General features: G+C 68.4%; 14 protein-coding genes. 5 read left to right on the top strand and 9 right to left on the bottom strand.

Annotated elements, in window-relative coordinates:
• Positions 1-154: 154 nt before the first annotated feature.
• On the bottom strand, positions 155-1,180 hold the full coding sequence (locus tag ACH438_RS18575) for a hypothetical protein (RefSeq protein ID WP_397006692.1): 1,026 nt from the start codon (positions 1,178-1,180) through the stop codon (positions 155-157).
• Positions 1,181-1,787: 607 nt separating this feature from the next.
• Here ACH438_RS18575 and ACH438_RS18570 point away from each other — a divergent pair.
• From ACH438_RS18570 to ACH438_RS18555, 4 genes are all read left to right on the top strand, one after another.
• The gene (locus tag ACH438_RS18570; protein WP_397006690.1) at positions 1,788-2,081 is read left to right on the top strand and encodes a WhiB family transcriptional regulator; all 294 of its coding nucleotides are present in this window, start codon (positions 1,788-1,790) and stop codon (positions 2,079-2,081) included.
• 610 nt (positions 2,082-2,691) lie between these two features.
• Positions 2,692-3,255: a sigma-70 family RNA polymerase sigma factor gene (locus tag ACH438_RS18565; protein WP_397006688.1), complete on the top strand. Its 564-nt coding sequence runs from the start codon at positions 2,692-2,694 to the stop codon at positions 3,253-3,255.
• 1 nt (position 3,256) lies between these two features.
• Positions 3,257-3,571, top strand: a complete 315-nt coding sequence (locus ACH438_RS18560; protein ID WP_397006686.1) for a hypothetical protein — start codon at positions 3,257-3,259, stop codon at positions 3,569-3,571.
• 178 nt (positions 3,572-3,749) lie between these two features.
• Entirely contained in the window at positions 3,750-4,727 is a 978-nt protein-coding gene (locus tag ACH438_RS18555) for a hypothetical protein (protein WP_397006684.1), read from the top strand.
• A 218-nt stretch (positions 4,728-4,945) separates the two neighbouring features.
• On the opposite strand, the gene groL is transcribed toward ACH438_RS18555, so the two are convergent.
• On the bottom strand, positions 4,946-6,556 hold the full coding sequence (groL, locus tag ACH438_RS18550; RefSeq protein WP_397006682.1) for a chaperonin GroEL: 1,611 nt from the start codon (positions 6,554-6,556) through the stop codon (positions 4,946-4,948).
• 103 nt (positions 6,557-6,659) lie between these two features.
• Positions 6,660-6,962, bottom strand: coding sequence for a co-chaperone GroES (gene groES / locus ACH438_RS18545; RefSeq protein ID WP_397006680.1), 303 nt, complete (start codon positions 6,960-6,962; stop codon positions 6,660-6,662).
• Positions 6,963-7,594: 632 nt separating this feature from the next.
• On the opposite strand from groES, the gene ACH438_RS18540 reads away from it, so the two are divergent.
• Positions 7,595-9,049 carry an Hsp70 family protein gene (locus ACH438_RS18540; protein WP_397006678.1) on the top strand — a complete coding sequence of 485 codons (1,455 nt, stop codon included), beginning with the start codon at positions 7,595-7,597 and terminating at the stop codon, positions 9,047-9,049.
• A gap of 56 nt (positions 9,050-9,105) precedes the next feature.
• Here the strand turns inward: ACH438_RS18540 and tsaD are convergent, their stop codons facing one another.
• From tsaD to dapA, 6 genes are all read right to left on the bottom strand, one after another.
• Complete coding sequence (gene tsaD, locus ACH438_RS18535) at positions 9,106-10,137, bottom strand: tRNA (adenosine(37)-N6)-threonylcarbamoyltransferase complex transferase subunit TsaD (RefSeq protein WP_397006676.1); 1,032 nt, start codon at positions 10,135-10,137, stop codon at positions 9,106-9,108.
• On the bottom strand, positions 10,134-10,688 hold the full coding sequence (gene rimI, locus ACH438_RS18530; protein ID WP_397006674.1) for a ribosomal protein S18-alanine N-acetyltransferase: 555 nt from the start codon (positions 10,686-10,688) through the stop codon (positions 10,134-10,136). Before rimI ends, tsaD begins: the two co-directional genes overlap by 4 nt.
• Positions 10,685-11,431: a tRNA (adenosine(37)-N6)-threonylcarbamoyltransferase complex dimerization subunit type 1 TsaB gene (gene tsaB / locus ACH438_RS18525; protein ID WP_397006672.1), complete on the bottom strand. Its 747-nt coding sequence runs from the start codon at positions 11,429-11,431 to the stop codon at positions 10,685-10,687. Before tsaB ends, rimI begins: the two co-directional genes overlap by 4 nt.
• Positions 11,432-11,506: 75 nt before the next feature.
• On the bottom strand, positions 11,507-11,962 hold the full coding sequence (tsaE, locus tag ACH438_RS18520) for a tRNA (adenosine(37)-N6)-threonylcarbamoyltransferase complex ATPase subunit type 1 TsaE (RefSeq protein ID WP_397006669.1): 456 nt from the start codon (positions 11,960-11,962) through the stop codon (positions 11,507-11,509).
• Positions 11,959-13,113 carry an alanine racemase gene (gene alr / locus ACH438_RS18515; protein ID WP_397006667.1) on the bottom strand — a complete coding sequence of 385 codons (1,155 nt, stop codon included), beginning with the start codon at positions 13,111-13,113 and terminating at the stop codon, positions 11,959-11,961. The genes tsaE and alr overlap by 4 nt, the downstream gene beginning before the upstream one ends.
• Before the next feature lie 153 nt (positions 13,114-13,266).
• Positions 13,267-14,169: a 4-hydroxy-tetrahydrodipicolinate synthase gene (gene dapA / locus ACH438_RS18510; protein WP_397006665.1), complete on the bottom strand. Its 903-nt coding sequence runs from the start codon at positions 14,167-14,169 to the stop codon at positions 13,267-13,269.
• Positions 14,170-14,178 lie beyond the last annotated feature (9 nt).

Here is a 14,178-nt window from a genome sequence, read left to right as displayed (position 1 = left end):
CAGAGCTGTTCCTGGCGTTACGAGTGGCACCGCGGTGCGAGAGACGGTGCTTCCGCGGAGGGGCGGAACGGTCCAACAATAGCGGCTATCACATTTGTGACACCCGATACGGGGGTCACTCTCTGGGAGGACTCAGGGACTTCCCTGAGAACGTTCAGGGTCGGGCCAGAAGGTCGCCGGGAGAACGCAATCGCCCGCCGCGCATCGTCAGCAATCGAGCGCACTCGGCGGCTTCGGCGGCGCCGTCACCTGCCGGATCGATGCCGGAGCGGAGCATGGCGCAAGCCCACCGCAACGGCAGCAGTTCGAGCGCACGGCATTGCGCGGCGACTTCGGTTGCCAGTGCACGGGACCGGTCGAGGTCCCCCGCGGCGGCGCTCGCGGCGGCCAGCAGCAGCCGGGATTTGACGCGATGCCGCTGGGAGGGCGAACTTTCGGCGAGCGCCAGCGCCGCCGCGGCGTGCGCGAGCGCCGGATCTTCCTGCAGCGGCGCAGGATCATCCTGAAGTAGTACGACTTCAGGATGATTCCGTCCGGAATCAGGCTGCGCCGGAACACGGTTGGCGGCCCCCGGATCGAGGGCGGCCCGGGCGGAGATCGAATCGGCCGGAGCGGAGATCAGATTCGCGCCGGGAGCCGACAGCGCAGTTTCAGCGGACACCCAGTGCAATCGAATGCGCGGGCGCCAAGCGGACTCGACATCCCGGAGATGAATGTCCAGGTGCGTGCGGCAACGGTGCAGCAGTCGCGCGGCGAGCGCGGGGCGCAGCGTGCCGAGCGCGTCCGCGGCCAGTCCGGTCAACGCGTCGCAAACGGCCTCGGCGCGAAGGATTTCCGCGGGGGTCGAGGCGGGAGCGGAGTCGGGCGCCGCAGTCGGCGGCAGGACCAGGGCGGCGGCGCGACCGTCGGCGACGGCGGCGTGCGCGTGCCAGCCGAGCTGGCGGAGCAGGGAACCCTCGGTGCTGTGGGCGAGCGAGAGCAGCGCCGGATCGGTGGTGCCGCGGCGGGCGCGGCGGAGCTCGGAGCGGGCTGCCGCATAGTGCCCGACGCCACTCAGTGCGACTGCTCGCAGCCAGGATCCGGTGGCGTCGGTGGCGGCCGGCAATCCGATGGCAGCATCGCCGGGGGCATTGCCGAAGGCGACGGCGGAGAGCACGGAGTTCACTTCGAGCACAGGCACCGCCGCACTGTAGCCAGTACGGTGCGGGCGCCGGATGGGCGCCATAGCATGGATACCTAGCAACTCTTCAGCATTCGCAAGTGTCTTTGTGTTTCCACTCCGTAAATCTGTCTTCGCTATCGCCCAGCACGCCCGTTAGGAATTCGTATGGCGTTTCGCGCTATTAACCTGACGGCCTCGATGCGGCCATCTCTACCCTACTCACGGCGGGTTGTCCAATGGCTGAGATCACTGACATCGCGATGCGTGCATAGCTTGGATTGCTCGCATTCGTGCGGGAAAATGCAGTCCCACCAGGGTCTTTGACAAGTCCGATCCGCCTCGGCGAGCGAGCCGACCAGCTGGGCAACCGAACAGTATCACCATAGGCGAGCCGATTTGTAAATAGAGGAAATGTTAATTCTCTAAAGGATCGGCATTCGGATCGCGGGAGGACAAACTATTGACTCGATTTCGTTCTCCGACCTAACGTACGACATCGCCACCGTTGGCGCCGCTCGAAATTGCGGAGCCTGCGGAGTGCGATCGCCACGCGGCGATGCGGCCCACTGAATGCCACCAGCACCGCTCGACAATGCCGACGAGCTCGCACCACCAGGAGTTCACCATGCCTATGCCAACCCACCTCCCTGGTCCGAACGCCGATGTCTGGGATTGGCAGATGCGCGGGTCCTGCCGGGGACAGGACTCGTCCGTCTTCTTCCACCCGGACGGCGAGCGCGGCCGCGCACGGGCCCAGCGCGAGCTACGCGCCAAAGAGGTCTGCAAGTCGTGCCCCGTGCTGTTGCAGTGCCGCTCACACGCGCTCAAGGTGAGCGAGCCCTACGGAATCTGGGGCGGGATGTCCGAGACCGAGCGGGAGATGCACGCGCGCCGCAGCCGGCGCCGGGTGGTGGCCTAGCCCGCCCGCGGACGAATCGCGGCTTCACGGGATGGAACCGGCATTGCCGGGCATCCCGGGCGGCGGCCGGTGCCGCCCCGCGCGCACTTGCGTGACGGGTGTCTACCTGCGATGTCACTGATGCGGCGCGGTGCTGTGAGTTCAGAATTCCTCCCATCCGCGCGCCGCGGCGCGCCGAATCTCTAGCAAACAACCGGCCACTGCTGGACGGAGAGCCGGTTGTGGCTGGTAAGCGCTGTACGCGCCCGCCACCGCGACGATCCGAACCGATGCGCGGTGGCGTGTACCGACCGATGCGCGGCGCCCCGCGGGCATCACCTGATGAGGCTTCGCACGACATGGCCAGAAGCTTGTGTCCGTCGGAACGGCGTTTCCCGAAAACCCCGGCGTGTCACGGCGTGTCCACAAGGTCACGATTACGGCGTGTCGGTACAAAACGGAAAAACATTGTGCGACAGCGGATTTGCCGATACCCCCCACCGAGAGGAGGTTATAGCGGCAGGCTACCCTCGTGGCCGATGACACAGAACGGAGCGTTGTGACAGCGCGGCCGCCGGCTGCAGAGGGCGACTCGTTCCAGAGTTCTCGGGACGGGCGCGCGGACTCTGTAGTGACGGCGCGCGCAGCCGAAAGCCTCGAACTCGCCGCACTTCTCGAACGCTGCGGTGATCAGGATCAGCAGGCTTTCGCCGAACTGTACGACCGCACCAGTGCGCGGGTCTTCGGCCTGGTCCTACGCGTGCTACATGATCCCGGCTATGCCGAGGAGACCACTCAGGAGGTCTACCTCCAGATATGGCGCACGGCCGCCAATTTCGACCCCGCCAAGGGGTCGGCGGTCACCTGGTTGATGACGCTCGCCCATCGGCGTGCGGTCGACCGGGTCCGGGCCGAGCAGGCACATGCTCAGCGCGAGGTCGCCTACGGAACCAGCACCCTCGGTAACGAATTCGATGAGGTCACCGAAGAAGTCGGACGACGGCTGGAACAGCAGGCGGTGCTGCAGGGGCTGGCCACCTTGACCGAGACTCAGCGGGAAGCGATCTCGCTCGCCTATTTCGGCGGGCGGACGTATGCCGAGGTAGCGGCTTACCTGGGCGTAGGGTTACCTACCGTTAAGTCCCGTATACGTGATGGACTGACACGACTCAAGAAAAGTTTGGGAGTGACGTGAGATGAACGAAAGCCAGATCGATCTCGCGCACTGTGTCGCGCTCGGATCGATCGGCGACGAAGATCAGCGCGCAGTGCAAGAGCTACTGGATACCGGCGACCCGGTACTGCGCGCGGACTTCACCCAGGAAGTGCAGCAGACCCGAGAAGCTCTCGCCCTGTGCGCGTCGTCGGTGGCCGCAGCGCCACCGCCCGCACTGCGCGATCGCATACTCGCCGCCGTAGCAGCAGACCAGGCTCCGCCGACAGCGATCCACCACAGCCGTCCCCCGCTCCACACCGGAAACGGACGTAGCACCCGCGCAGTTCACGACTGATTCGCATACCCGCGATCCAGGACGCCCGCCCAGTTCGCTCCGTCGGATTGGGCGCAAACGTCCAAATTCTTCTCGCGTTTCGCGCGCCGAGCCCCCAATATTTCGGTCGACCCCTTGTCGGGGCGGACTGCTACCGTCTGCGTACGCGATCGGGTTGGGTTGGGGGAACGAGGATCTCATGGCGTTGCAAGCGCTGCGCGAGTTCGTGAAGGGGCCGACGGCTCCGCACGAGTTGGAGGCGATCACCGGCGGGCGCGGGCTGTACCTGCCGCCCGCGGCGGGGGCCGAGGTATCCGAACTGCTGGCCGTGGAATCGGTGGCCGAAATGACCGCGGGCGTGGTCGAATTGCGCAATCTCCTGCCCGGCGGGGATCTGTTCCACAGCTCGGTGCTCGCGCTCATGTGCGGCACGCTGGTCGAGAACGGGGCCGATCCGGGCGCCGCCATCGACGCCACCATGGACCTGTTCCGCGAGGTGCTGGACGCACTGGCCGAGCAACCGGACGAACTGGTCCGCGCGGCAGGGCAACTCACCTTCATGGCGACCATGACCATGCTCAGCCGCTCCAAGGAGACCCGCAAGCGGTGGCGGGCAAACCCGGAGATCATCGAGCGCCTCGACGACCTCGAGGACGCGCACCTGGTGCCCTGGTTCCTGCGCGAGATCTTCACGCTGCACGACGATCTGGAACTGCTGGTACTGGATCCGAAGAACCGCCGCGCCTTCGAATTCCGCCTCACCGGCGTCCGCGACCGCCTCTACCACGCCTACGCCCTGATCCAGGACGCGCTGCTGCGACATACCGGACCCGGCTACCTCGACGCCGAGCCCGTGGATCCGGCCGTGGTCCGCTACGCCCGCAATCACGCGCTGACACAAGAGGAATTCGAGGCCCGCGCCCTCCTCGACCACCAGCGCTTCAACTTCACCTTCCCCGGCGCCCTCTTCATGCCCGGCTCCGGCTCCCCCCTCGAACTACCCCTCCACAACGGCAGGCGTGTCCTGGTCGTGGAGCCCAAAGGCATTCACTTCAACTGGAATCCGGCCAACATGTACGGCATCGCCCACCAGGCCCTCCAGGCTTCCGCCGACCTCGTCCGCGAACTCGACCCCGCCGAAGCCGAAGCCCTCCTGACCAGCCTCTGCCTGACCTGACCCGAGGCCACACGAGTCTGCGCGATCTCCGCTCCGGGAGCTCCCGGCCAGCGTGTGCGCGCGCGTCCGGGCGACCCGGCCGTATCGCCGAGCCAGCCGGGCAGCCGGTGCAGTGGAACCATCCGGGGCACAGCGCATTTCGCTCCCGTACGGCAAAGCCCCCGGACAGCTGTTGCTGTCCGGGGGCCTGTTCCAACTGCCGTGCCGAGCCGAATCGCTCAGTGCGAGTGGCCGTGGTGGTCGTGGCCGGCCGGTTCCTGGGCGGGCTTGTCGACCACGGCGGACTCGGTGGTGAGCACCATCCGGGCCACGGAGGTGGCGTTCTCCACCGCGGAGCGGGTGACCTTGACCGGGTCGATGACGCCCTCGGTGACCAGGTCACCGTAGGTGAGGGTGGCGGCGTTGAAGCCGTCCTTGCCCTCGGTGACCTTGGCGACCACGACCGCGCCGTCGACGCCGGCGTTGGAGGCGATCCAGTACAGCGGGGAGGTCAGCGCCTGCCGCACGACCTCGACGCCCACGGCCTCGTCGCCCGACAGCGAGTCGCGCAGCTCGACCAGGGTGGCCGCGGCCTGCACCAGGGCGGTGCCGCCACCGGGGACGATGCCCTCGGCGACCGCGGCCTTGGCGGAAGCGACCGCGTCCTCGACGCGGTACTTGCGCTCCTTGAGCTCGGTCTCGGTGGCCGCGCCGACCTTGATGACGGCGACGCCGCCGGCCAGCTTGGCCAGCCGCTCTTCCAGCTTCTCGCGGTCCCAGTCGGAGTCGGTGTTCTCGATCTCCTTGCGCAGCTGCGAGACCCGGCCGTCGATGGCGTCCTGGGTGCCGGCGCCCTCGACGATGGTGGTCTCGTCCTTGGTGACCACCACGCGACGGGCCTTGCCCAGCACGTCCACGCCGGCCTCGCGCAGGGTGATGCCCAGCTCGGGGTTGATCACGGTGCCGCCGGTGACGATGGCCAGATCGTCCAGGAACGCCTTGCGGCGGTCGCCGAAGAACGGCGCCTTGACCGCGACGACCTTGAGGGTCTTGCGCAGCGCGTTGACCACCAGGGTGGAGAGCGCTTCGCCGTCGACGTCCTCGGCGATGATCACGACCGGCTTGCCGGATTCCGCGATCTTCTCCAGCAGCGGGAGCAGTTCGGGCAGCGAGCTGATCTTGTCCCGGTTCAGCAGGATCCAGGCGTCCTCCAGGACGGCCTGCATGGTCTCCTGGTCGGTGACGAAGTACGGGGACAGGTAGCCCTTGTCGAACTGCACGCCCTCGGTGATGACCACCTCGGTCTGCAGGCTCGAGGACTCCTCGATGGTGACGACGCCGTCCTTGCCGACCTTGGTCAGCGCCTGGGCGACGAGCGCGCCGATCTCCTCGTCACGCGAGGACACGGTCGCGACCTGCGCGATGGCCTTCTCGCCGTTGACGGGGGTGGCGGCGGCGTGCAGGGCGGCGGCGACGGCCTCGGCGGCCTTGCTGATGCCCTTGCCCAGCACCATCGGGTTGGCGCCGGCGGCGATGTTCTTCAGGCCGCCCTTGATGAGGGCCTGCGCCAGCACGGTGGCGGTGGTGGTGCCGTCGCCGGCGACGTCGTTGGTCTTGGTGGCGACGCTCTTGACCAGCTGCGCGCCCAGGTTCTCGAACGGGTCCTCGAGATCGATCTCGCGGGCGATGGTGACACCGTCGTTGGTGACGGTCGGGCCGCCGAAGGCCTTGGCCAGCACCACGTGCCGGCCGCGCGGGCCGAGGGTGACCTTGACGGCGTCGGCGAGCTTGTCGACGCCGCGCTCCATGGCCCGGCGAGCCTTCTCGTCGAACTCGATCTGCTTTGGCATTTACCTACTCCTGAAGTGGTTGCGGCGGAACGGACTCCGCCCCGGGTCGGTCAGCTGTATGAGCAGCGGCGCGACACCGGGGCGGAACACGTTGCCTGACGGCTTACTTGGCTACGACAGCCAGCAGGTCGCGGGCCGACAGGATCAGGTACTCCTGGCCGTTGTACTTGATCTCGGTGCCGCCGTACTTGCTATAGATGACGACGTCGCCTTCCTTGACGTCCAGCGGAATCCGCTTCTCGCCGTCCTCGGCCACCCGGCCCGGACCCACGGCGATGACGGTGCCCTCCTGGGGCTTCTCCTTCGCCGTGTCGGGGATGACCAGGCCGGAGGCAGTCGTCGTCTCGGCCTCGTTGGCCTGGACGAGGATCTTGTCCTCGAGCGGCTTGATGTTCACGCTCGCCACGTTGAGCCCTCCACTTTCAGGGGATCTTCTCGCCCGGGGCGGGTTGCCCCGAGCTCACGGTTTCAGTCTTGCCGACCCTGTTCCTGAGCCCCGTCGTCGCGGGTGCCGGGACCCCTGCTCAGTAGTCAATTGCTGGCACCTGAGCACACAACCAGTGCCAACTAGCACTCTATACACGGGAGTGCCAGCGCTCAAGGGCGGGCACTGCTACCCAGAATGCACTTACATCTGCAACAGCGCTGGCTGGGGGTGCAATGCCGCTGGACAACGCGACTCGCCGAGCGAACGGGCAGGGAATCTGAGGGCTTCCATAGAAATACGAAAATCTGTAACGTTCGGATAACGGATTGTGACACCATTGACGACGGCCACGCGGCAGGACCACATCGGCCCCGTCATGTGCACCGTCGACAGTTACACAAACGCTTCACCCCGCTTTCTGTGCGGTCACCGCCGCACGGTCTCGAGAAGAGAGCAAGACCGCAAGTGATCAGTGGCCGGCCCCGATGCCCCATCGGACAGGGGCCCGGCAGGATCCGTAGCTCGGAATCGACCACAACCCAATGGCCGCTTCCGCAGTCCGTTCGAGATGGTCGTCTCCACCAGGACCATCCGCTCGAAGGGAGGTGAACATGCGAACATCCCTCGGCATCTCCGCCGGGAACGAGGTGGTGTGCTCGGCGACGGTCGTCACTGCGCCCAATGGCGCCCAGAACTTCGACTACCGGGTGGTCACCGCCGATACGGCCCACTCCGATCTCGGCGATCTCGTGGCATCCTCCATCGAATTGATGACCACCCAGATTCCCCGCGACATCGTGCATCCGCACGGCGCGCATCCGGTGGCCATGGCGGCGGCCCGGCACGATCCGGAAACCGGCGCGCCCGCCGATATCGCGGTCGCCTACCGCGACCGGGAACAGGCCCAGATCATCCGGTCCGCGATCGGCCGACAACGCCGCGATGTGCGTCTCATCCCGGAAAGCACCGCGGCCCTTGCCTTTCTGCGGCACACCGGCCTGCTGGACCGTTACGACACGGTCGCCGTGCTGGATATCGGCGCCACCGGCACCACGGTCACGGTCGCCGATCACGCCGACGAGACCGTGCTGCGTTCCGAGCGCACCACCGCCATCAGCGGCACCGCGGTGGACGAACTGATCCTGCAGCATCTGCTGGACTGCCACCTGGCCCGCCGCGGCACCCGGCCCAACCGGGGCATGCTGCTCAACCGCAGCCGCGCGGCCAAGGAGCATCTGTCCATCGCGCCCGCGGTCACCATCGACCATGTGGCCGGGCAGCCGCTGAAACTCACCCGGGTGGATTTCGAGGAGCTGATCTCGGATCTGCTGCGCGAACTCGCGGTGTTCGCGCGCGGGGTGTTCGCGCGCTCGCCCAAGTTCCCGGAGGCCGTGGCCGTCATCGGCGGCGGCGCGAACGTGCCGGCCGTGGTGGTGGGGCTGGAGCGGCAGCTGGACGTGCCGGTCTTCACCGTGCCGGAGCCGGAGGCGGCGATCGCGAAAGGCGCTGCGCTGGTGGCGGATTCGCCGTCGCAGTCGGCGTTCCCGGTGATCAGCCTGAATTCGGATGCGCCGGTCGGTACCTTCACCAAGCTGGCGGGCACTTTGGCGGGCGCGATCGTGGTGGTCGGGCTGATCGTCGGTTACGGCGTGAAGGAACTGGTGCCGGCGCATCAGGAAACCAACTACTCCCCCAGCACCACGGGTACCCAGCAACCGATGACTTCGGCTCCCGTCGTCCCGCTGCCGGGCGGAATCACCACCGCCACCCACAACCCGGTCTCGCCCTCCTCCGGTCCGCAGAGCGGCCAGCCAGGGCCCTCCGCGGTGCCGCAGACCTCGCTCACCACCACGCCGCAGGCGCCGCCGCTGCGCCCGGATCCGGACCTACCCCAGATCCCCTTCCCCGCGGACCTGCCGCGGCTGCTGGGCCCGCTCCTGGGCTCCACGCTGGCGCCGACGACGGAACCCGATCCGAGCGCCCCCGGGACCACCAATTCGGCCCTGCCCCGCAACAATTCCGGTTCCGGCACGGGCCCCACGACGATGGCGCACCCGACCGACTGACCAGCACACCACTCCGGACCGGCCGAACCCCGTCCCGGAAAACCGGGAATCGCGGCTCAGAGCCGGCTGGTGGAGACGGGCAGGCCCGGGTCGGTGGCGACGGTGAGTTCGGAAGGGCGTGCGCCGCCCGCGATCACATGCGCGCCGAGGGTGGCGATCATGACGCCGTTGTCGGTGCACAGGCGCGGTTTCGGCACGCGGAGGGTGAGACCGGCCGCGGTGCAGCGTTCCTCGGCGAGAGAGCGGATGCGGGAATTGGCGGTGGCGCCGCCGCCCAGCACGATGGTGTCGACCCCGATGTCCTGCGCCGCGCGCACCGCCTTCATGGTGAGCACATCGGCGACCGCCTCCTGGAAGGACGCGGCGATATCCGGGATCGGGAGGTCGCGGCCTTCGCGTTGCGCCGCTTCGACATAGCGGGCGACCGCGGTCTTGAGGCCGGAGAAGGAGAAGTCGTAGCGCGCGTCGCGGGGACCGGTCATGCCGCGCGGGAAGGCGATGGCGTTCGGATCGCCGTCCGCCGCAAGGTTGTCCAGCACCGGGCCGCCGGGATAGCCGAGGCCGAGCAGCCGGGCCACCTTGTCGAACGCCTCACCGGCGGCATCGTCGACGGTGCTGCCGAGTTCGACGATGGGCTGCGCGAGATCGGTGACCTGCAGCAGATGGGTGTGCCCGCCGGACACCAGCAATGCCACCGCCGGCGGCATCGGCCCGTGCTCGAGGGTGTCGACGGCGACGTGCCCGCCCAGGTGATTCAGCGCGTAGAAGGGGATGTCCCACGCCGCCGCATAGGCTTTCGCCGCGGCCACGCCGACCAGCAGCGCACCAGCGAGGCCGGGTCCGATGGTGACCGCGAGGGCGTCCGGCTTGCTGATTCCCGCTGCCGCCAAGGCCCTTCGCATGGCGGGCACGATGGCCTCGAGATGCGCGCGCGACGCGATCTCCGGCACCACACCGCCGAAGCGGGCGTGCTGGTCGACGCTGGAGGCGACCTCGTCGGCGAGCAGTTCGTAGGTCCCGTCCGGCAGTGACCGGACGATGCCGACTCCTGTTTCGTCGCAGGAGCTTTCGATACCCATGACGATCATGACAAGACCTCGGTGTCCTTGGACGACCCGGCGTCCGATCCGTGGCCGGCGGATTCGCTCGCGGATCCGCCGGTGTGCTGCGGGAATCCGGCCATGGCGGGCCGCCGCATGGTGTACGCGTCGGCGCCGCTGGGCTGGTAGTAGTTCTTGCGCAGGCCGATGATGTGGAAGCCGTGCTTCTCGTACAGCGTGATGGCGGGTGCGTTGTCGGTGCGGACCTCGAGGAACACCGGCCCGCCGCGCCGGCCGGCCTCGCGCAGCAGGGCTTCCAGCAGCAGGGTGCCGATGCCGCCGCGATGGAAGCTCGGGTCGACGCCGATGGTGTGGATCTCGGCTTCCGGGTTCGCGGCGTCGCCTAGCAAGGCGATGCCGGCATAACCGAGCATGCGGTTCTCGTTGTCGCGCGCGGTGATGTACCGGTTGTGCGGTCCGGAGAGTTCGGAGAGGAACGAAACCTCGTGCCAGGGATCGTCCTCGGGGAAGAGCAGCTTTTCGAGTTCCGCGCAGCGCGTGACGTCGGCCGGCCGCATCGGTTCGATGCGGATGGTCATCGGCCCACCTGCGCGTAGCTCTTCTCGACCGCGTCGGGGCGGCGCAGGTAGAGCGGGACCAGCGGCTGTGGTTCGGCGCCCGCGAGCAGTTCGGCGGCGGCGCAGCGCACCAGGCCGGCAGGGGACGGGGTTTCCACGGGCAGCACGGGCAGGTCGAAATAGTCGACGTGCGAGGCGGACCCGGCGATGTAGGTGGCGGTGCCCTGGTCCAGATCGGCGGGCTTACACACCTCGGGGCCGTCGATACGCACGAGCGCGTGGGCGCCGGAGCCGCTGACGGTGTCCGCGATGGTGGTGGCCGTGGCCACGGTGCTGTAACGCGCCCAGTACACCTCGCGGCGGCGCGCGTCGGTGACGACGAGCAGCTCGACCGGTTCGGTGCGGTCGCGCAGATAGCTTTCGGTGTCGGCGGCGATCGCGTCGAGGCTGCAGACGCCGTACACGGGAATGCCGAGGGCGTCACCGAATGCGGCGGCGGTGGCCATGCCCACGCGCAGCCCGGTGAACGGTCCGGGTCCGACGCCCGCGACGACCGCGTCGATTTCAGTTCGGGAGCGGCCGGATTCGGCGAGGCAGGCCAGGATCTGCGGGGTCAGCACCTCGTTGTGCGCGCGAGCATCCACGGTCACCTTGGAGGTGATCGTGGTGATGCGGGGTGCCGTTGACTCAGCGTCCGCCGGTTCCAGTTCCACCAGTCCCGCCGTAACGGCCGGAGTCGCGGTGTCGACAGCCAGAATTAGCATGATTGAGTCAACAATACCGGGTGGTCGAGGCCACTCGATGTCGTGCTGCCCGTCCTGTGGGCAGCGCCTCACCTGCTAGTTGGCGGCGACCCACTCCCAGTCCGCGGTGCGCACATCCGATTCGGGTTCGCGGCGCAGCTGGACGCGGAGGTGGCGGTCCGCCAGACGTTCGGCGACACCGAGACCCCATTCGATGACGACGACCGCGTGATCGAAATCGGTGTCGAGGTCGAGGGCGTCGAGTTCGTCGAGGTTGCCGCCGAGCCGGTAAGCGTCCACGTGCACCAGGCCCACCGCGCCCGGATGCTCACCGGCGCGATGCTGCCGGGCGATGATGAAAGTCGGTGAGCTGACCCGTCCTTCGACACCGAGCCCGGAGGCGATGCCGCGGGTGAGGGCGGTCTTGCCGGCGCCCAGGGGTCCGTCCAGGATGACCAGGTCACCGGCCTGCAACTGGTCGGCGAGTTCGCGGCCGAGGGCTTCGGTGTCCTCGACGGTGGGGAGCATGCGATGCCCGCGGCTGTCGGTCATCGCCCGCCTCCGATGTAGTCGCGGGTCACGCGGCCGCGTGGTCCGCACACGATCTCGTAGTTGATCGTGCCCAATAGTTCTGCCCATTCCTGCGCGGTCGGAACCTCGGGGCCCTCACCGAAGAGGACGGCGAGGTCGCCCTCGCGGACGCCGGCCGCATTGTCGCCGAGGTCGACGACGAGTTGATCCATGCAGATGCGGCCGCGGTTCGGGCGGCGGGCGCCGCCCACCCACACCGAGATGCGGCCGCTCAGATTGCGCGGGACGCCGTCGGCGTACCCGGCGGGGATGAGGGCGACGGTGGTGTCGCGGTCGGCGATCCAGGTATGCCCGTAGGAGACGCCCTCACCGGCGGCGACGTCTTTGACCAGGACGACGCGGGACCGGAAGGTCATGGCCGGGCGCAGGCCGAAGTCGGAGATCTCGGGGACGGGTGAAAGCCCGTACAGCGCAATGCCGGGACGCACCATGTCGAAGGCGAGGTCCGGACGGGTCAGTGCCGCAGCGGAATTGGCGAGGTGCACCAGCTCCGGTTGCAGGCCGTGCTCCTTGGCGGTGGCGATGAATTCGAGGAAGCGGTCGCGCTGCATGTCATTGGCGGGATGCTGTGGCTCGTCGGCCAGCGCCAGGTGCGAGAAGATGGCACGGAAGCGCACCGCTTCCTCGGCGATCAGCTGGTTCAGCCGCTGCAGGACCTGCGGGTATTCGTCCTGCGGCACGCCGTTGCGGTTGAGCCCGGTGTCGACCTTGAGCGAGACGGTGGCGGTGCGGCCGGTCCGCCGGGCGGCGGCGGCCACGGCTTCCAGGTGCGCGAGCGAGGACACGGCGAGTTCGACGTCCGCGGCGACGGCAGGCGCGAAGTCGGCGTCGGAAGTGTTGAGCCAGCACAGGATCGGTGCGGTGATGCCCGCGGTCCGGAGTGCGACGGCCTCGGAGACGGTGGTGACGCCGAGTTCGCGGGCGCCCGCGGCGAGGGCCGCCCGGGCCACTTCGGCGGCGCCGTGGTTGTACCCGTCCGCCTTGACCACTGCCATCACTGCCGCGTCACCGGCGTGCTCGGTCAGAATCCGAACGTTGTGCGCGATGGCATCGAGATTCACGAGCGTCTCGACCTGCGGTTCGGGGTTGTTCACAATTACCGATCCTGCCATCCGCGGCGGGGCGGCACGGATCACACCCGGGGGCGGGAGTGGCTTGGCGCGAATGAGAAATGGTTGTGACTCAAATGGGAACGGGGTGCGGCCCGGGCGCGCACGACCGCGACCGCGCGGGCATCGCGGTCGCGCACGCCGAGCCCGGCCGGGCTAGCGAGCGGCCGGAACGAGTTGCGCCGACACCCCCTCGAGGGCGGCCAGTGCAGCGGAAACCGAGGATTCGGCGGCCGGGAGCAACGGGAGCCGCACCGCGGCGCTGGGGATGCGGCCCTGCGCGGCCAGCACCCCCTTCACCACCGTCGGATTGGGTTCGACGAACAGCGCCGAGGCCAGCGGAACGAGGCTGTTGCCGAGCCGGCGACCGTGCTCGATCTCACCACTCCGCCAGGCGGCGACGAGTTCCACATACGCGGCGGGAGCGACATTGGCACAGGCCAGAATTCCGCCCGAGGCGCCCAGCGCGAGCAGCGGCGCGGTGTAGATGTCATCTCCGGCCAGGACCGACGTGCCGGGCGAAACCCGGCTCAGGAAGTTGATCGCCGTGTCGTCGATGCCGCCGCCGGCGTATTTGAAACCGGCGACATTCGGCAATTCGGCCAGGCGGCACAGGGTTTCGGCGCTCAGCGTGCGACCCGTGCGATACGGAATGTGGTAGATCACGACCGGCACCGGGCTGGCCGCCGCGACCCGGCGGAAATGCTCGATCACGCCCTCCTCGGAGGGGCGGGTGTAGTAGGGGACGACGGTGAGCGCGGCCGCGGCCCGGGCATCGAGGGCGGCGACGGCATCCACCGAACCGGCGGTGGTGTTGGTGCCCGCGCCGAGGATCAGCTGCGCGCCGCGCTCCTGGCAGGCGCTCGCGCAGACGTCGATCACCTGACGCTGTTCGGCGGCGGTGAGGGTGGCGGGTTCGCCGGTGGTGCCGAGCACGACGAGCCCGGCCGCGCCCGCGTCGAGGGACTGGTGCGCGAGGCCGGACAGGGCCTCGAGCGCGACTTCTCCGGTGGCGGTGAACGGCGTGACGAGCGGTACATACAGCCCTGTGAAAGTCATGCCACCAGA

The sequence above is a fragment of the Nocardia sp. NPDC020380 genome, from assembly GCF_044386975.1.
GTDB lineage: Bacteria > Actinomycetota > Actinomycetes > Mycobacteriales > Mycobacteriaceae > Nocardia.
This window is presented reverse-complemented; position numbering and strand designations above follow the sequence as displayed.